This window comes from Paracoccus fontiphilus (assembly GCF_017356265.1).
Taxonomy (GTDB): Bacteria; Pseudomonadota; Alphaproteobacteria; order Rhodobacterales; family Rhodobacteraceae; genus Paracoccus; species Paracoccus fontiphilus.
Map to the genome: position 1 here is coordinate 45238 of NZ_JAFNAW010000010.1, position 16708 is coordinate 61945.

Genomic DNA, 16708 nt, shown 5'->3' on the forward strand with positions numbered 1-16708 from the left:
CTTACCAATGTCTCGCTTCCAGTTAGCGGCCGATTCGCTAAGAAGCGGTTAACGCCGCAGGGTTTTCCTTTCGCCGCCCCGGCGAAGGCCCTAGAAGCATGGCAAACGGAGGAAATGATGATCGGACGCCTGAACCACGTCGCCATCGCGGTTCCCGACCTGGCTGCAGCCTCGGCGCAATATGCCGGCACCCTGGGCGCAAAGGTCGGGGCGCCGCAGGACGAACCCGATCATGGCGTGACGGTGGTCTTCATCGACCTGCCGAACACCAAGGTCGAACTGCTGCATCCCTTGGGCGAGGACAGCCCCATCAAGGGCTTCCTGGACAAGAACCCCTCGGGCGGGATCCATCACATGTGCTTCGAGGTGGACGACATCCTAGCCGCCCGCGACCGCCTGCAGGCCGAGGGCGCGCGCGTCCTGGGCAATGGGGAACCGAAGATCGGTGCCCATGGCAAGCCCGTGCTGTTCCTGCATCCCAAGGACTTCAACGGCTGCCTGATCGAACTGGAGCAAGTCTGATGAACCTGACCGGAGGCATCGTCCTGTTCGCCGTGCTGTGGTTCCTGACGCTGTTCATCGTCGTCCTGATCGGTCAGCGCAGCCAGCAGGACGCGGGCGCCATCGTGCCCGGCACCCCCGCCGGCGCCCCCGCCGACCTGCGCTGGAAGCGCAAGCTGATCTGGACGACCGCCGTCACGGCGCTGATCTGGGCCGTCATCGCCTCGGTCATCCTGGGCGGCTTCGTTACCCGCGCGGATATCGCGAACCTTGACCGGCTGATCCGCTGAGCAGGTGGAACAGATGCGTGAAGGCCGCCGCCGCCAGCAGGGGCACGGCGATGTTCACGACCGGAATGACCAGGGCCACGGCAACCAGCACGCCCGCCAGCGTCACCCGGCCCGCATTGGCCTTGCGCAGGGCGGTGGCCTGTGGTTCGTCCATGTGACGGCGCGCGGCCATCTGGAAGAACTCGCGCCCCAGAAGCCAGCCATTCGCGGCAAACAGCAGCAAGGGCGCCAGCGGACCCAGGACGGGAGTCAGGAACAGCGACAGGATCGCGACGGCCAGGACCGCCAGCACGACAGCGACCGATTCCAGCAGCCCGTCCAGGAAGTCCAGCGAGGTGCCGCGCCGGGTGGGATAGTGCATCTCCTCGACCACGTCGGCGACACGCTCGGCGAACAGCCCGGCAAAGCCAGCGGCGACCGGCGCCATCAGGAAAAAACCCATCAGCGGGAACAGCGCCAGCGACCCCCAGGAAAGGGCCGATCCGACATCCAGCGTACCGATCCAGGGCAGCGACAGGTCGCCGGGGACAAGGCTGCGGACCGCCCAGAACAGCGCGGATTGCAGCGCCACGAACAAAAGGATTGTCAGCGCCACGCCCGTCAGCGCCAGCGTCAGGATGCGCGGGCGCAGCAGATCCAGCCAGCCCAGCAGCAGCGCGCGAAAGACGATCATTCCAGCCAGCTTGTCTTGGCCGCGACATCCGGGCGTGGCCGTTCCGGCGGCGTTTCCCCGCGGCTGCCCAGGTGGACCAGGCCGACGATCCGCTCTTGCTCGGACAGGCCCAGATGGGTGCGGCCAAAGGTTTCATCCAGCACCGCCGGTCCCGTCAGCCAGGCCGCGCCCCAGCCCGAGGCGAGCGCCGCGTTGACCAGCCCCAGGCAGACCGCGCCCGCAGACAGGAACTGTTCCCATCCCGGAACCTTGTCGCTGGCGACCGGGGCCGAGACGACCGCCACGATCACCGGCGATTCGAAGGCCGATGCCGCCTTGTCCGCCACCGCCTGATCCTGGCCCGAAGCCAGCACCTGGTCGCGCAGGATCGGCGCCAGCCGGTCAAGCGCCGCGCGCTCCAGCACGATGAAGCGCCAGGGCTCCAGCTTGCCGTGGTCGGGGGTCCGCGCGGCAAGGGTCAGCAGGCGCAGGATCTCGGCCCGGTCAGGGGCGGGCGCGCGCAGCATCCTGGGCGGATGGGACCGGCGGGTCGCCAGGAAGTCCAGCGCGGCATCGTTGCGATAGGTCATGGCAGTCTCCTTCCCGCCCGTTCTTTCCGAAAGCGGTGTCCCGTGCAAGCGATCGGCCTAGCCCCTGTCGATGCGATAGTTCCCCTCGGGCAGGTTCAGCGCCAGGCGCAGCTCGGTCAGCTGGTGCATCGACAGGGTGATGCGCACCACCTCGTCATCGGGACCCACCTGTTCAAGCACCACGCGGTCGTCGAAGGACAGGATCACCACGTCCTCGTTCAAGGGGCCGGTGTCGGGGTCCGCCTCGTCGATCAGGGTGATGACGGTGGCGTCGAAATCATGCTCGATGGTGAACATCGCAAACTCCCTCGGTTTGTGCCGACATTCGCGTGATGTGCCGGGATGGGCAAGCCTGTGGGGTTTGCGCGCCTTTTCACGACAGGATAAGATCGGACCGGAACAAGGCAGCGACCGCGTCGGGGCCAAGATGCGGCATGGGCAGGGGACAGCAATGAAGCAGGTCGCGGCAATCCTGGGTGCGGGTCTTCTTGGCTTGGCGGCTTGCGCCCCCCTGCCGCCGGAACAGGCGCCGCTGCCGTCCGGTCCCGCTGCCGCCCCCCAGCCCGCGCCGTCCCTGACCAACGACGGCAGCCCGCAATCCGCCGCCCGGATGTTCGTGGGCGTCATGCGCCGGATGGAGCCCGCCGTCGAACGCGAATGCCTGCAGCGCCGCACCCAGCCGATCAACTGCGACTTCCAGTTCGTTGTGGACGACCGCCCCGGGCAAGAGGCGAACGCCTTCCAGACCATCGACCCCGCCGGCCGTCCGATCATCGGCTTCACGCTGTCGCTGATCGCGCAGGCCTACAATGGCGACGAACTCGCCTTTGTGGTCGGCCATGAGGCAAGCCACCATGTGCTGAATCACCTGGACCAGAAGGCCGGCGCCGCGGCGGCAGGGGCGGTGATCCTGGGCAGCATCGCCTCGGTCTACGGCAACAACCAGGAAGCTATCGAGACGGCACAGCGAATCGGTGCCTCGGTGGGGTCGCGCTATTACTCGCGAGACTGGGAATTGCAGGCGGATTATTTGGGCGCGGTGATGACGCTGAATGCCGGATTCGATCCGATCAAGGGATCGCAGTTCTTCCAGCGGATACCCGACCCGGGCGATCACATCCTAGGAACGCACCCCGCGCGCGCCGCCCGGCTGGAGCAGGTCCGCCGCGCGGTGGACGACGTGCGCAGCGGCCGCATTCGCTAGCCAAGCCAATTCCTCATCGCGGCAACGGAATTGTCACGGCACGTGACCTGTTTGCAGCATTGAAAACGGGCCTGATTCCGCCGATGCGACCGAGTTATTTAAATTTACACAAAATTTTCGGATGCAATGCAGCGAAGTATTGCAATACAACCGCAGTAAACGTGCTTCTGCATGTGCGTGTAAAAAAATGCTGACCGGGTGGCGAATTTCTGCTTATGTCGTATTTACCACGTACATTAAATGTCTGTGGGTTGATGGTTCGCGTGACGCTCGACGGCGTCCGCTTGGAGATGCGGAATGATCGGCGTCGTTGTGTGGAGTTGCGTTGTTCGCGAAAAGGCCGTGATCTGGTGCGAGGATCATGCAGCCTTGGCCTATCTCCAAGGCCGCGAAAACATGGTTAATGCCGCATGGTGGCCGCAGCCGGGCGATCTGGTCGAACTGGACAGCGAGGTCGTCGGCTCCCTGCGTAACGCCCGACGCGTCACGCTGTTGTCCGAACAGGAATATTCCGGCCTTCCCGAGATGCTGCGCGCCAGCATTCCATCGGGCCCGCATCTGCGCCTCGTGGCCTGCAACCCGTCCCCCGACATGCAGGACCGGATCGCGGGCGAGGCCGAGTCGTCCCTGGCCTCGGTCGCCCGCTGACCGTCAGACGCCGCGCGACAGCGCGGCAACGCCCGTCCGCGCCAGATCGGCAAGCCCCAGGGGACGCATCAGGTCCGCGAAGGCGTCCAGCTTCGACGGAGTGCCGACCAGTTCGAAGACAAAGCTTTCCAGCGTCGAATCGACCACGTTGGCGCGGAAGATCTCGGCGATGCGCAGGGCCTCGACCCGCTTTTCGCCCTGGCCGCGAACCTTGAACAGGCCCAGTTCCCGTTCCACGGCCGGACCCTCGACGGTCAGGTCATGGACCTCGTGCACCGGCACGATCCGTCCAAGCTGCGTCTTGACCTGCGCAATGACGGCAGGCGTCCCGCGCGTGACCAGGGTGATGCGCGAGCGGTGGCCGGTGTGATCCACCTCGGCCACGGTCAGGCTGTCGATGTTGTAGCCGCGCCCCGAGAACAGCCCGATCACGCGGGCCAGGACGCCCGGCTCGTTCTCGACCAGGACGGCAAGGGTATGGCTTTCCTCAAGCTGGGCGTTCGGATCGCGCAGGTCATAGGCCGAATGGCTGGACGCGCCCTTCTGGATGTTCAAAGCGTTCATGGTTTTGCCTTCATCTTGGCACAAATATCCCGGGGGTGTGGGGGCAGCGCCCCCACCGACGATCAGACCAGCACGGCGCCTTCGGATTCGATCACGCCGAAAGTTGCGGCCTCGCCCAGCAGCATTTCATTGTGCGGCTTGCCCGAGGGGATCATCGGGAAGCAGTTCTCGTGCTTCTCGACCAGGACATCCAGGATGAACGGCCCGTCATAGTCCAGCATCGCCTGGATCGCCGCGTCCAGATCCCCGGGGTCCTTGACCACCGCGCCCTTGCAGCCAAAGGCCTCGGCCAGCTTGACGAAGTCGGGCAGGCTGTCCGACCAGCTTTGGCTGTAGCGTTCGCCATGCAGAAGCTGCTGCCACTGGCGGACCATGCCCAGCCGTTCGTTGTTCAGGATGAACTGCTTGACCGGCAGGCGGAACTGCACCGCGGTGCCCATCTCCTGCATGTTCATCAGCCAGCTTGCATCGCCCGCGACGTTGATGACCAGGGCATCCGGGTGGGCCATCTGCACGCCGATGCTGGCGGGCAGGCCATAGCCCATGGTCCCCAGCCCGCCCGAGGTCATCCAGCGGTTCGGCCCCTCGAAATGCAGGTATTGCGCGGCCCACATCTGGTGCTGGCCCACTTCGGTCGTGATGTAGCGGTCGCGGCCCTTGGTCAGCGCCTCCAGCCGTTCCAGCGCGTATTGCGGCTTGATCAGCGTGTCGCTGTTCCGATAACCAAGGCAGTTCTTGGCTTTCCAGCCCTCGATCTGCTGCCACCACTGGGCAAGCGCCGGGCTGTTCACCTTGCGGCCGCGCGACTTCCAGACCTTCAGCAGATCCTCCAGCACATGGCCCACGTCGCCGACAATGGGAATGTCGACATGGATGACCTTGTTGATCGAGGACGGGTCGATGTCGATATGCGCCTTGATCGAATGGGGGCTGAAATCCGCCACGCGCCCGGTGATGCGGTCGTCGAAGCGCGCGCCGATGTTGATCATCAGGTCGCAGCCGTGCATCGCCAGGTTGGCCTCGTAAAGGCCGTGCATCCCCAGCATCCCCAGCCAGTTCCGGCCGGACGCCGGATAGGCGCCAAGCCCCATCAGGGTCGAGGTGACGGGAAAGCCCGTAGCCTCGGCCAGTTCGCGCAGAAGCTGGCTTGCCCCCGGACCCGAGTTGATGACGCCGCCGCCGGTATAAAGGATCGGACGCTCGGCCCCCTCCATCAACTCGACCAGACGCGTGATCGCGTTGATGTCGCCCTTGCGGACCGGCTGATAGCGGCCGGGATCGACCTGCTTGGGGCCGACATAGGCGTCGGTCGCGAACTGCACGTCCTTCGGGATATCGACCAGGACCGGCCCCGGACGCCCCGAGGTGGCGACCTGGAACGCCTTGTGGATCGTCTCGGCCAGCTTGCCCGTGTCCTTGACCAGCCAGTTGTGCTTGGTGCAGGGACGCGTGATGCCGACCGTGTCGGCTTCCTGGAAGCCGTCGGTGCCGATCATGAAGGTCGGCACCTGGCCCGACAGCACGACCAGCGGAATCGAATCCAGCAGCGCGTCGGTCAGCCCGGTCACCGCATTCGTGGCACCAGGACCCGAGGTGACGATGACAACCCCCGGCTTGCCCGTGGACCGGGCATAGCCCTCGGCCATGTGGACGGCGCCCTGTTCGTGGCGCACCAGGACGTGGGTGATGTCGTTCTGCTGGAACAGCTCGTCATAGATGGGTAGTACCGCCCCGCCCGGATAGCCGAATACCGTGTCGACGCCCTGATCGCGCAGCGCTTCGACAACCATTCTTGCACCCGTCATCATTCGGGACATGCCTTCCTCCATCAGATCAAGACGACGCAGGCAGCCCGCCCGCGCGTCGGCGCAAACTATGGAGACGGCAGGGCGGGGTCAATGGGCTGGCGCGGATAAAATGGCGCCAATCACGCAAAATTTGTAATTTTCTTTCGCCTATTTCAGCGATCGAACTGCGGCAGGGCGATGCGGGCGACCTGTTCCACGATCGGATCGACCGACAGGGGATGGGCCTCGTTCGAGTGATCCTGCGGGTCGCCGATGTTCTGCCAGACGCCGCCCTTGTAGATTTCCAGGGCCGAGAACTTGGCCTTGTAGTCCATCTTGCGGCTGCCGGGCACCCAATAGCCCAGGTAGATGAAGGGCAGCTTCGCGGCGCGCGCGATCTCGATATGATCCAGGATCAGGTAGGTTCCCAGGCTGGCCGGTTGCAGGATCGGATGGTAGAAGCTGTAGACAAGGCTGAGGCCGTCATCCAGCACGTCGGTCAGGCAGACGGCGGCCAGGAAGTCGTCGCCGGGCGCCAGCCGTTCCGGCCGGTCGGCGCTGCAACGGTATTCGATGACGCGGGTCTTGACCGGCGTTTCCTCGATCATCGCGGCGAATTCGAAGATGTCCATGTCGGCCATCCCGCCATCGGCATGGCGGCTGTCGAGGTAGCGGCGGAACAGTTCGAACTGCTCCTCGGTCGCCCAGGCGCTGGTGGCAAGGCGCCGCAGGCCCGCGTTGCGCCGCAGCAGACGGCGCTGCGTGCGCGACGGCTGGAAATCCGCCACGCGGATCCGCGCCGACATGCAGGCGACGCAGCTTTCGCAACTGGGGCGGTACAGCACATTCTGGGACCGGCGGAAGCCCTGCCGGGACAGGGCGTTGTTCAGGTCGGACGCGTTGTCGCCATGCAGCGCTGTGAACAGCTTGCGTTCCGCCCGGCCATGCAGATAGGGGCACGGCTGCGGAGCCGTGACATAGAACTGCGGCGCATGGGGAAGGGTATGGCGCATCAACGGCGGCCCTTGTGGCGGTTTGTCGTTCCAGAACTGATCATGCGCCGAAAAGGATCCGTCTGCCCAACTGTGGATTTGGCCGAAAGCCTAACAATGAAAGCGTGACACGCCAAGCGGGGAAAGAGTTAAAGGCCGAACTGCCGCTGCACCCGGCGCCGGCGGCCCGGATCGACAGGCCCGGATTGATGGGCCCAGATTGACGGGCTCAGATTGACGGGCTCAGATTGACGGGCTCAGATTGACGTGGCGGGGGCTTTGGCTAACCATGCGGCGCATGGATTTCGCAGCCCGCATCACCCGCCATCCCCTTGCCGCCGACCCGGACCGGGCGCAGCATGTCCTTTCCCTGCTCCCTGCGCTGGACCCGTCCCTGGCCGCCCTTGTCGGCGGCGCGGCGGGATGCAGCCCCTATCTGGCAGGTCTCTTGCAGCAGGAAGCCGAGTGGCTGCCCGGCGCCCTAGGCCACGACGACGTGGTCGCGCGGGAAACGGCGGGCTTCGAGGACCTGGGTGCCGAGGATCTGGCCATCGCCCTGCGCCGGGCCAAGCGCCGCGTTGCGCTTTACACCGCACTGGCCGACCTGGGCGGCGTCTGGCCGCTGGAGCAGGTCACGGCCGTGCTGTCCGACCTTGCCGACCGGGCGGTCGATCTGGCCTTGCGCGCCCATGTCGCGCAGGAACGCCGACGCGGCAAGCTGCCGCCCAGCGACGCCGAATGCGGCGGCCTGTTCGCCCTGGCGATGGGCAAGGGCGGCGCGCGAGAGCTGAACTACAGCTCCGACATCGACCTGATCGTCCTGTTCGATGAAACCGCCTATGCCGAGGCGGACCAGCAAGAGGCGCGGGCCGCCCTGATCCGGGCCACGCGCAAGATGACCGCCCTGCTGTCCGAGGTCACGGCGCATGGCTATGTCTTCCGCACCGACCTGCGGCTGCGGCCCGATGCCTCGGTCACGCCGGTCTGTATCTCGACCGCGGCGGCGCTGGCCTATTACGAGGCCGAAGGGCGGACCTGGGAACGCGCCGCCTTCATCAAGGCCCGCGCGGCGGCGGGCGATGTCGCGGCGGGCGAGCGCTTCCTGCGCGAGCTGCGGCCCTTCGTCTGGCGCAAGCACCTGGATTTCGCCGCCATCCAGGACGCGCACGACATGCGCCTGCGCATCCGCGACCACAAGGGCCTGGGCGGGCGGCTGGAGATTCCAAGCCACAACATGAAGCTGGGCCGGGGCGGCATCCGGGAGATCGAGTTCTTCACCCAGACGCGCCAACTGATCGCGGGCGGGCGCGACCCCGGCCTGCGCCAGCGCGACACCGTGGGCGGGCTTGCGGCACTGGCGGCAAAGGGCTGGATTCCCGCGGACGTGGCGCAGCACCTGACCGACCACTATCGCGAACACCGCGACATCGAGCATCGCATCCAGATGGTCAACGACGCCCAGACCCACTGCCTGCCCAAGGACAGGTCCGGCATTGCCCTCATCGCCGCGATGATGGGAAAGGATGACCCCGACGCCTGGTCGGCCCGCCTGCGCACGCGGCTGGAGCATGTGCACGAGCTTACCGAAACCTTCTTCGCCCCCGGAGAAATCGTCCAGCGGCCCTCGATCTCGGCGGAATCGCAGGCGATCATCGACCGCTGGCACGCCTATCCTGCGCTTCGGTCGCTCCGCGCGCAGCAGATCTTCAAGCGGGTCGAGCCGCAGCTTCTGTCGCGCATGGCCCGCACCGGCCACCCGGCCGAGGCGCTTGGCCGATTCGACGGCTTCCTGTCGGGCCTGCCCGCCGGCGTGCAGATCTTCTCGCTGTTCGAGGCCAATCCCCAGTTGATCGACCTTCTGGTCGACATCTGCGGCAGCGCGCCGGGCCTTGCGGCCTATCTGTCGCGCCATTCGGCGGTCCTTGACGCCGTGCTGGGGGGCAGCTTCTTCTCGCCCTGGCCCGGCGCGCAAGGGTTGCGCACGGAAGCGGAGCAGATGCTTCAATCGGCACTGACGGGGCCGGGGGGCGGATACGAGGCCGCCCTGGATGCCGCCCGCCGCTGGGCGCATGAATGGCATTTCCGCGTCGGCGTTCACCACCTGCGCGGGCTGATCGACGCGGACGAGGCGGCGGTCCAGTACGCCGACATCGCCGACGCCTGCATCGCGGCGCTGGTTCCCGTGACTTTGGCCGATTTCGCGCGCAAGCATGGCACGCCGCCGGGACGGGGCGCGGTGGTGCTGGGCATGGGATCGCTGGGCGCGCGCACGCTGAACGCCGGATCGGACCTGGACCTGATCGTGATCTATGATGCCCAGGGGGCGGAAGGCTCGGACGGGCCGCGTCCCCTGGCGGCGCGGCCCTATTATTCGCGGCTGACGCAGGCGCTGATCACCGCCGTCTCGGCCCCCACGGCGGAAGGCCGCCTTTTCGAGGTGGACATGCGCCTGCGTCCCTCGGGGCGTCAGGGGCCCGTGGCGACCGCCATCCAAAGCTTCGAAAGCTACCAGATGACCGAGGCCTGGACCTGGGAGCATCTGGCCCTGACCCGCGCTCGCGTGGTGGCCGTGGCAGGCGAGGGCGCCGGGCGGCTGGCCGAGGATATCGAGGCGCTGCGCCTTGCGGTGCTGCGCCGGCGCGGCACCGATCCGCGGGTGATGCCCGACCTGGCCGACATGCGCGAACGGATCTTCACCGCCAAGCCCATCGACGGACGGTGGGAAGCCAAGATCGGCCCCGGCCGTCTCCAGGACATCGACTTGCTGGCGCAGTCGCTGGCGCTGCGGGCCGGCGATCCGGCGCGGGGCACCCTTGCGCAGTTGCGGGCCGGGCGGCGCGCGGGCCTGATCACGACGGCGGATGCCGACCGGCTGGCGTCGATCTGGCGGCTTCTGTGGCGGCTTCACGCCTCGGGGCGCCTGCTGACCGCCAAGCCCTTGAACCTGGATGAGATCGGTCTGGGCGGTCAGGAGTTCCTGCTGCGCGAAAGCGGAGTAGGCTCGATCCCCGAACTGGAGGAGCGCCTGCGCGCGGCCTGCGCCGAATCTGCCGGATTGATCGACGCGGCCCTGACCGCCGAGGCAAGCGTCGCGCCGGCCTAGGCGCTTTTCCGGATGGGCGTTGCCAGGGGCTCGGACCCGGTCGCCGGTTCGGCGGCCGGCGCCCGATCCGTCCTGCGGTCGCCGATGGAGCCCAGCAAGGGCACCTGGACCGTGCCTTCGGGCGTTGCGGTCGCGACATCGACGGCGTCATAGATCCCGTGCGCGGTCTTGTCCCAGTAGAAGGGCTTCACGACCACCTCGTAGATCGCCTTCCAGCCGGCAAGGCAGCCCAGCGGGAAATACAGGTGCAGGCTGGGCACCCAATACATCAGGTGGCGATGCTTGTCGGCCCGCACGGCCCACATGCCCACCCCGATGCTGAGCAGTTCCGAGGCGACAAAGGTGCCGAACAGCGCCGGAATGGCATAGCCGCCCCAGACCCCGGCCAGGGGCTCGCGCAGGGGATGCGGCAGGCCGAGGCTCAGCAGCCAGAAGCTCCACAGGATGGGGGCCAGCAGGTATTGCGACAGGCTGCCCAGGAACTGGATCTGGAAGCCGATGAAGCGCCGGGGGCCAAGCTCGCGCCACAGGGCGCGCGGGTTACGCATGTGGACGCCCCAGGTCATCGCGTAGCCCTTCAGCCAGCGTGACCGTTGCTTGACCCAGGGCAGGGCGCGGCAGTTCGCCTCCTCGTCGGTGGTGGTGTCGATGATCTCGGTCCGCCAGCCGCGACGGGCCAGCCGCACGCCAAGGTCGGCGTCCTCGGTCACGTTCCAGGCGTCCCAGGCGCCGACCTGTTCCAGCGCGTCGCGGCGGAAGAACAGGGTGGTGCCGCCCAAGGGTACCACCAGGCCGAGGCGCGCGATGCCGGGCAGGATCACCCGGAACCAGGCGGCGTATTCGATGGTGAAGCAGCGCGCCAGCCAGTTGGTGCGGGGATTATAGAAATCCAGCGCGCCCTGCAGGCAGGCCACGTCGGCGGGCGCAAAGTGGAAACGGCGCGCGACGGTGTGCAACTGGTCGGGGTCGGGCCGGTCCTCGGCATCCCAGACGCCGATGATATTGCCCCGGCAGAAGTTCAGGGCATAGTTCAGTGCGCGCGGCTTGGTCTGAACGGGGCCGTTCGGAACCTCGACCACGCGAATCCAGCCGGGCAGGCGGGCGCCTTGCAGGGCGTTGCGCGTGACCTGGTCGCTGGCCTCGATCACCAGCAGGATGTCGGTCAATTCGCGCGGGTAATCCAGGCGCGACAGGCGGCCCACCAGCTTGCCCGCGACGTCGCTTTCCCGAAACAGCGGCACCATGACCGAGATCACGGGCAGCGGCCCGGTCATCTCGGCCTGCTTGGCCCGGCCCCGGGCCAGATCCTTGGCCAGGGCGCCCTGCTCGGCCAGGATGCGCCGGCTGGACAGGAAGGCCAGCAGCTTCAGCCCGCTTTGCGCCAGCAAGGACGCGGTGGCCCACAGGGTCAGGACCGACAGGATCATCACGGGCGCGAACCACAGTCCAAGCGCCAGAACCGCCATCGCGCCCAAGGCGATGCGGCCGGTGCGCGCCTCGTTCCGCGAGCGGCAGCTTTCGACGGCGGGAACGCGCATCTCGGCCTGGCGGATCATGGCGATGCGGCGCACGGCAAGAATGGCGGCCTGGACCTGATCCTCGCTGCACAGAAGCATCCGGACCTGGCCGAAGCTGGCGGGGAAGGACGGGATCAAGGCGGCAAAAGCCTCGGGGCGGGCGGTGGCGATCCAGGTGACGCCGCCGATGCGGCGCCAAGGCAGGATCGCATTGGCAAGGCAGAACTCGGCGCCCAAGGCATCGATCAGGCGCGGGTCGCCGGGCGTCTTGGCCGGATCGAGCGCGGTCGTGCGCCATTGCCGGGTCAGGGCGCGCAACAGCGCTTCGGGCGTGACCCAGCCTTGGGACAGCAGGATTTGCCCCAGACGGCTTTCCTGCCGCCCGCGCATCACGCTGGCCTTCAGCAGGTTGCCGGGATCGACGGCGCCGTCTTCCAGCAGCAGTTGGCCCAAAGGCGCCTGGTTGCGCGGCGCCAAGGTCGGCGCGGCGGCGTCGGCGGGCAGGACGGCTGCGGGGTGCGGACTGGCCATGGGCGATTCCCTTCTGGATCGCCCATGGGTGGCATGGAAGCCGTTAAGAAGCGGTTAAGTCCCCGACCGGCGGTTGCGCATCGCGTCGGCGAAGCGCTGGAACAGATACAGGCTGTCCTGCGGCCCCGGCGCGGCCTCGGGGTGGTATTGCACGGAAAAGACCGGCTTGTCCGCGACGCGGATGCCGCAGTTGCTGCCGTCGAACAGGCTGACATGGGTCTCGATCACGCCTGCGGGCAGGGACTGGCTGTCCACCGCGAAGCCGTGGTTCATGGACGTGATCTCGACCTTGCCGGTTTCCGTGTCGCGCACCGGATGGTTCGCCCCGTGATGGCCGTGGCCCATCTTCACGGTCTTCGCGCCAAGCGCCAGCGCCAGCATCTGGTGGCCCAGGCAGATGCCGAAGATCGGCATGTCGCGGTCCAGCAGGTTCTGGATCATCGGCACGGCATATTCGCCGGTCGCCGCCGGATCGCCGGGACCGTTCGACAGGAACACGCCCTCGGGCTGGTGCGCCAGGACCTCCTCGGCCGTGGCGGTGGCGGGCAGCACGGTCACGTCGGCGCCGAAGGCCACCAGCGAGCGCAGGATGTTGCGTTTCGCGCCGTAATCCAAGGCCACGACCTTGAAGGGCTTCTGTTCGGGCGAGGTTCCGAAACCCTTGCCCCATTCCCAGGCCCCCTGGTCCCAGCGATAGCTTTGCCGGCAGGTCACGTCGCGGGCCAGATCCAGGCCGACGAGGCCGGTCCAGCCGCGTGCCTTGGCGACCATGGCGGCGATGTCGAAGTTGCCGTCGGGGTCATGGGCCAGCACCACGTGCGGCGCGCCCTGCTGGCGGATCGCGCGGGTCAGGCGGCGGGTATCGACGCCGCCGATGCCGATGCGGCCGCGCCGCGCCATCCAGTCGGACAGGTCGCCCGCCGCGCGCCAGTTCGACGGCTCGGTGGGGTCCCAGCGGACCACGATGCCGCTGGCGACCGGGTCGGGGGCCTCGTCGTCTTCGGGCGTGATGCCGGTGTTGCCGATATGCGGAAAGGTGAAGGTGACGATCTGGCTGGCATAGGAGGGATCGGTCATGATCTCCTGATAGCCGGTCATCGCGGTGTTGAAGACCAACTCGGCCACGACCTCTCCGGGGGCGCCGAAACCCTGGCCGTAGAAGACGGTCCCGTCGGCAAGCGCAAGGCAGGCGGTCGGTTTGTTGGCCATAGCAAGCACCCTTTGTCTGAAATCTGCCGGTGAATAAGGGCGAGGGGCGGCAAGGTCAAGGACAAGGCCCGTCTTGATTTGGTCGGTCCGCTGTCCTAAGTCGCAGGCTTTCGCGCCCAGGAGACGCCAATGGACCTGCGAGCCACGCTGCAAGCCGCCACGAAGGAAGCCATGAAAGCCAAGGACAGCGCCCGGCTGTCCACGCTGCGCCTGATCGGCGCCGCCATCAAGGATCGCGAGATCGCGGCGAGAGTCGGCGACGGGGACGGCACGCTGGGCGACGCAGACCTGATCGCCATCCTGTCGAAGATGGTCAAGCAGCGCCAGGAATCCGCCAAGGCCTATGAAGAAGGCGGGCGGCTGGAACTGGCCCAGAAGGAAGAAGCCGAGATCGGCGTCATCCAGGAATTCCTGCCCCGGCAACTGACCGAGGCGGAAACCGCCGCCGCCATCGACGCCGCCATAGGCGCGCTTGGCGCCACCGGCATCCGCGACATGGGCCGCGTCATGGCCGAGCTGCGCGACCGCCACGCGGGCCAGACGGACTTCGGCGCCGTGGGGCCGATGGTCAAGGCGCGGCTGCTGAACTGATCCGGCGGCAGGGCGTTGGTGGGCAGGAGGTGACGATCATGCCCGCCAAGTCGAAAGCACAGCAGAAAGCCGCCGGCGCCGCCCTGTCGGCCAAGCGCGGCGACACGAAGGTCAAGGATCTGAAGGGCGCCTCGAAGGACATGCATGACAGCATGGACGAGCGGCAGCTTGAGGAATTGGCCGGGTCCAGCCGCAAGGGCAAGCCCGAGCATGTCGGCAAGGGCTGACTAGCGCAGGCTGGCGAGCCGCCGCACAAGGTCATCGTGCAGCGCGCGGCGTTCCTCGGGTGTCAGGAAGACGCCCAGCTCGATCTCTCGATTGCCGTCGGTCAGGGTCAGGTAGGACTCGACCGGGCCTTTGCGCAGGGCGGGGCGCAGCCAATAGCTGTTGGTGGACCATTCGCGCATGGGGCGGCCCGGGTCGTGTCGCAGGATCAGGACCCGGTCGCGGTCGAGCGTCAGTTCCTCGAAGGTCGTGCCCCGGCGATAGCTGTGCTGGATCGCGTACCAGACGCCGCCGATGACCAGCAGCACGAAGGGCAGCAGGCCCCACAGCACGGATGTGCCCAGCATCGCCACCACCGGCAGCGCCATGAAGCCCGCCGTCAGGCCGATGAACCAGACGAAGCCCTTGCGGGGCAGCGACTGATAGGGCCAGAGCCTCAGCCGATATGAAACGGCCCCGGTGTGATCCGGGGCCGTATCGTTCCATTCATAGGGCATCAGTGCGCGCGGGCGTGGTCCCAGTCCTCGCGCTTGGGAAGCTGCTCGAAGGTATGCTCCGGCGGGGGCGAGGTGAGGGTCCATTCCAGCGTGTCCGCGTGGACGTTCCAGTAGTTGTTCTCGGTCACGCGCTTGCCGGCGAACAGGGTGTAGAACACCACGCCGATGAAGAACAGGAACGAGGCGAAGGACAGGTAGGCGCCCAGCGAGCTGATGTAGTTCCAATAGGCGTATTCGACCGGATAGTCGATGTAGCGGCGCGGCATCCCCTGGCGACCCAGGAAGTGCTGCGGGAAGAAGGTCAGGTTCGCGCCGATGAACATCATCCAGAAGTGCAGCTTGCCCGCCCATTCCGGATACTGGCGGCCCGACATCTTGCCGATCCAGTAGTAGACGCCCGCGAAGATCCCGAAGACCGCGCCCAGCGACATCACATAGTGGAAGTGCGCCACGACATAGTAGGTGTCATGGTAAACGCGGTCCAGCGGCGCCTGCGACAGCACAACGCCGGTCACGCCGCCGACGGTGAACAGGAACAGGAAGCCGAAGGCCCAGAGCATCGGCGTCTTGAACTCGACCGAGCCGCCCCACATCGTCGCGATCCACGAGAACACCTTGATGCCCGTGGGCACGGCGATGGTCATGGTGGCCAGCATGAAGTAGCTCTGCTGGGTCAGCGACATGCCGGCGGTGTACATATGGTGCGCCCAGACGACGAAGCCCAGCACGCCGATCGCGGCCATCGCCAGCACCATCGGCAGGTAGCCGAAGATCGGCTTCTTGGCGAAGGTGGAAATCACGTGGCTGATGATGCCGAAGCCCGGCAGGATGATGATGTACACTTCCGGGTGGCCGAAGAACCACAGGATGTGCTGGTACAGCACCGGGTCGCCGCCGCCGGCCGGGTTGAAGAAGTTCGTCCCGAAGTTGCGGTCCATCAGCAGCATGGTGATGGCGCCGGCCAGGACCGGCAGGGCCAGCAGGATCAGCCAGGCGGTGATGAAGACCGACCAGGCGAAAAGCGGCACCTTGAACAGCGTCATGCCGGGGGCGCGCATGTTCAGGAAGGTGGTGATGATGTTGATCGAGCCGAGGATCGAGGACGCGCCCGAGACGTGGACGGCGAAGATCGCCAGGTCCATCGAATAGCCCGCCTCGGTCGTGGACAGCGGCGGATAAAGGACCCAGCCGACGCCCGAGCCCAGCTGGTCGGATCCGCCCGGCGCCAGCAGCGAGGCCACGCCAAGCGCCACGCCCGCGACATACATCCAGTAGGACAGGTTGTTCAGGCGCGGGAAGCTCATGTCCGGGGCGCCGATGTGCAGCGGCATGAAGTAGTTGCCGAAGCCGCCGAACAGCGCGGGGATCACGACGAAGAACATCATCAGGACGCCGTGATAGGTGATCATCACGTTCCACAGATGCCCGTTGGGCGTGCATTCGGCAGCCGCGTCGGCGATGAAGCGGGCGCCTTCAAGGCACATGTACTGCACGCCGGGGCTTTGCAGTTCCATCCGCATGTAGACGGTGAAGCTGACCGAGATCAGACCCACGAGCCCTGCGGTGAACAGGTACAGAATCCCGATGTCCTTATGATTGGTGGACATGAACCATCGGGTGAAGAACCCGCGTTGGTCGTGATGGTCGTCGTGGCCATGAACGGCTGCGTCTGCCATACCCGAACTCCCTCAGATATAGTGATCCGGTCCGGCAGACCGGCATTTCCTTTGGGTGTGTTCTAGACCAGCCATGCCGACCCGGCAATGCCCTAAGGACGACGGATCGGCAGCTTTTGGTGGCGGATGCT

At 66.6% G+C, this 16708-nt stretch carries 17 protein-coding genes; 7 read left to right on the forward strand and 10 right to left on the reverse strand.

Going from position 1 to position 16708, the window contains the following annotated elements; all coding sequences use genetic code 11:
- The first annotated feature begins 117 nt into the window (after positions 1-117).
- Both mce and J0F76_RS05750 read left to right on the forward strand, forming a co-directional pair.
- Entirely contained in the window at positions 118-522 is a 405-nt protein-coding gene (gene mce, locus J0F76_RS05745; protein WP_207466713.1) for a methylmalonyl-CoA epimerase, read from the forward strand.
- Complete coding sequence (locus J0F76_RS05750) at positions 522-791, forward strand: DUF1467 family protein (RefSeq protein ID WP_207466715.1); 270 nt, start codon at positions 522-524, stop codon at positions 789-791. Before mce ends, J0F76_RS05750 begins: the two co-directional genes overlap by 1 nt.
- On the opposite strand, the gene J0F76_RS05755 is transcribed toward J0F76_RS05750, so the two are convergent.
- Genes J0F76_RS05755 through J0F76_RS05765 form a run of 3 tightly spaced genes read right to left on the reverse strand, consistent with a single transcriptional unit; the run spans position 748 to position 2330 of the window.
- Positions 748-1464, reverse strand: a complete 717-nt coding sequence (locus J0F76_RS05755) for an EI24 domain-containing protein (protein WP_242690013.1) — start codon at positions 1462-1464, stop codon at positions 748-750. The genes J0F76_RS05750 and J0F76_RS05755 overlap by 44 nt on opposite strands.
- On the reverse strand, positions 1461-2033 hold the full coding sequence (locus J0F76_RS05760) for a nitroreductase family protein (RefSeq protein ID WP_207466717.1): 573 nt from the start codon (positions 2031-2033) through the stop codon (positions 1461-1463). The genes J0F76_RS05755 and J0F76_RS05760 overlap by 4 nt, the downstream gene beginning before the upstream one ends.
- A 57-nt stretch (positions 2034-2090) precedes the next feature.
- Complete coding sequence (locus J0F76_RS05765) at positions 2091-2330, reverse strand: hypothetical protein (protein WP_207466719.1); 240 nt, start codon at positions 2328-2330, stop codon at positions 2091-2093.
- A 154-nt stretch (positions 2331-2484) separates the two neighbouring features.
- On the opposite strand from J0F76_RS05765, the gene J0F76_RS05770 reads away from it, so the two are divergent.
- Both J0F76_RS05770 and J0F76_RS05775 read left to right on the forward strand, forming a co-directional pair.
- Entirely contained in the window at positions 2485-3237 is a 753-nt protein-coding gene (locus J0F76_RS05770; protein WP_207466721.1) for a M48 family metallopeptidase, read from the forward strand.
- Positions 3238-3633: 396 nt separating this feature from the next.
- Positions 3634-3885 carry a hypothetical protein gene (locus J0F76_RS05775; protein WP_242690014.1) on the forward strand — a complete coding sequence of 84 codons (252 nt, stop codon included), beginning with the start codon at positions 3634-3636 and terminating at the stop codon, positions 3883-3885.
- A gap of 3 nt (positions 3886-3888) precedes the next feature.
- Here the strand turns inward: J0F76_RS05775 and ilvN are convergent, their stop codons facing one another.
- The 3 genes from ilvN to J0F76_RS05790 all read right to left on the reverse strand — a co-directional run bounded on the left by ilvN (position 3889) and on the right by J0F76_RS05790 (position 7249).
- Positions 3889-4449 (reverse strand): acetolactate synthase small subunit, encoded by a 561-nt coding sequence (gene ilvN / locus J0F76_RS05780; protein ID WP_207466731.1) that lies wholly within the window; start codon positions 4447-4449, stop codon positions 3889-3891.
- A gap of 62 nt (positions 4450-4511) precedes the next feature.
- Positions 4512-6266 (reverse strand): acetolactate synthase 3 large subunit, encoded by a 1755-nt coding sequence (locus J0F76_RS05785; RefSeq protein WP_207466733.1) that lies wholly within the window; start codon positions 6264-6266, stop codon positions 4512-4514.
- Positions 6267-6409: 143 nt separating this feature from the next.
- The gene (locus J0F76_RS05790) at positions 6410-7249 is read right to left on the reverse strand and encodes an arginyltransferase (RefSeq protein WP_207466735.1); all 840 of its coding nucleotides are present in this window, start codon (positions 7247-7249) and stop codon (positions 6410-6412) included.
- A 277-nt stretch (positions 7250-7526) separates the two neighbouring features.
- Here J0F76_RS05790 and J0F76_RS05795 point away from each other — a divergent pair, with 277 nt between their 5' ends.
- Complete coding sequence (locus J0F76_RS05795; RefSeq protein ID WP_207466737.1) at positions 7527-10331, forward strand: [protein-PII] uridylyltransferase family protein; 2805 nt, start codon at positions 7527-7529, stop codon at positions 10329-10331.
- Here J0F76_RS05795 and J0F76_RS05800 read toward each other — a convergent pair.
- Together J0F76_RS05800 and carA are read right to left on the reverse strand one after the other, a co-directional pair.
- On the reverse strand, positions 10328-12379 hold the full coding sequence (locus J0F76_RS05800; protein WP_207466739.1) for a glycosyltransferase: 2052 nt from the start codon (positions 12377-12379) through the stop codon (positions 10328-10330). The two genes, J0F76_RS05795 and J0F76_RS05800, sit on opposite strands and share 4 nt — an antisense overlap.
- A 54-nt stretch (positions 12380-12433) precedes the next feature.
- The gene (gene carA, locus J0F76_RS05805) at positions 12434-13588 is read right to left on the reverse strand and encodes a glutamine-hydrolyzing carbamoyl-phosphate synthase small subunit (protein WP_207466748.1); all 1155 of its coding nucleotides are present in this window, start codon (positions 13586-13588) and stop codon (positions 12434-12436) included.
- A 129-nt stretch (positions 13589-13717) separates the two neighbouring features.
- Here carA and J0F76_RS05810 point away from each other — a divergent pair, with 129 nt between their 5' ends.
- Both J0F76_RS05810 and J0F76_RS05815 read left to right on the forward strand, forming a co-directional pair.
- Entirely contained in the window at positions 13718-14179 is a 462-nt protein-coding gene (locus J0F76_RS05810) for a GatB/YqeY domain-containing protein (protein WP_207466750.1), read from the forward strand.
- Between the two features lie 38 nt (positions 14180-14217).
- Positions 14218-14406, forward strand: a complete 189-nt coding sequence (locus tag J0F76_RS05815; protein ID WP_207466752.1) for a DUF3008 family protein — start codon at positions 14218-14220, stop codon at positions 14404-14406.
- On the opposite strand, the gene J0F76_RS05820 is transcribed toward J0F76_RS05815, so the two are convergent.
- On the reverse strand, positions 14407-14901 hold the full coding sequence (locus tag J0F76_RS05820) for a DUF2244 domain-containing protein (RefSeq protein ID WP_207466754.1): 495 nt from the start codon (positions 14899-14901) through the stop codon (positions 14407-14409).
- Positions 14901-16577 carry a cytochrome c oxidase subunit I gene (locus tag J0F76_RS05825; protein ID WP_207466756.1) on the reverse strand — a complete coding sequence of 559 codons (1677 nt, stop codon included), beginning with the start codon at positions 16575-16577 and terminating at the stop codon, positions 14901-14903. Before J0F76_RS05825 ends, J0F76_RS05820 begins: the two co-directional genes overlap by 1 nt.
- Positions 16578-16708 lie beyond the last annotated feature (131 nt).

Coding starts and splice junctions, on each gene's coding strand:
- J0F76_RS05750 (WP_207466715.1), top strand. CDS start 522: ATGAACCTGACCGGAGGCATCGTCCTGTTCGCCGTGCTGTGGTTCCTG.
- J0F76_RS05825 (WP_207466756.1), bottom strand. CDS start 16,577: ATGGCAGACGCAGCCGTTCATGGCCACGACGACCATCACGACCAACGC.
- J0F76_RS05820 (WP_207466754.1), bottom strand. CDS start 14,901: ATGCCCTATGAATGGAACGATACGGCCCCGGATCACACCGGGGCCGTT.
- carA (WP_207466748.1), bottom strand. CDS start 13,588: ATGGCCAACAAACCGACCGCCTGCCTTGCGCTTGCCGACGGGACCGTC.
- mce (WP_207466713.1), top strand. CDS start 118: ATGATCGGACGCCTGAACCACGTCGCCATCGCGGTTCCCGACCTGGCT.
- J0F76_RS05790 (WP_207466735.1), bottom strand. CDS start 7,249: ATGCGCCATACCCTTCCCCATGCGCCGCAGTTCTATGTCACGGCTCCG.
- J0F76_RS05785 (WP_207466733.1), bottom strand. CDS start 6,266: ATGTCCCGAATGATGACGGGTGCAAGAATGGTTGTCGAAGCGCTGCGC.
- J0F76_RS05765 (WP_207466719.1), bottom strand. CDS start 2,330: ATGTTCACCATCGAGCATGATTTCGACGCCACCGTCATCACCCTGATC.
- J0F76_RS05775 (WP_242690014.1), top strand. CDS start 3,634: ATGGTTAATGCCGCATGGTGGCCGCAGCCGGGCGATCTGGTCGAACTG.
- J0F76_RS05770 (WP_207466721.1), top strand. CDS start 2,485: ATGAAGCAGGTCGCGGCAATCCTGGGTGCGGGTCTTCTTGGCTTGGCG.
- J0F76_RS05815 (WP_207466752.1), top strand. CDS start 14,218: ATGCCCGCCAAGTCGAAAGCACAGCAGAAAGCCGCCGGCGCCGCCCTG.
- ilvN (WP_207466731.1), bottom strand. CDS start 4,449: ATGAACGCTTTGAACATCCAGAAGGGCGCGTCCAGCCATTCGGCCTAT.
- J0F76_RS05795 (WP_207466737.1), top strand. CDS start 7,527: ATGGATTTCGCAGCCCGCATCACCCGCCATCCCCTTGCCGCCGACCCG.
- J0F76_RS05800 (WP_207466739.1), bottom strand. CDS start 12,379: ATGGCCAGTCCGCACCCCGCAGCCGTCCTGCCCGCCGACGCCGCCGCG.
- J0F76_RS05810 (WP_207466750.1), top strand. CDS start 13,718: ATGGACCTGCGAGCCACGCTGCAAGCCGCCACGAAGGAAGCCATGAAA.
- J0F76_RS05760 (WP_207466717.1), bottom strand. CDS start 2,033: ATGACCTATCGCAACGATGCCGCGCTGGACTTCCTGGCGACCCGCCGG.
- J0F76_RS05755 (WP_242690013.1), bottom strand. CDS start 1,464: ATGATCGTCTTTCGCGCGCTGCTGCTGGGCTGGCTGGATCTGCTGCGC.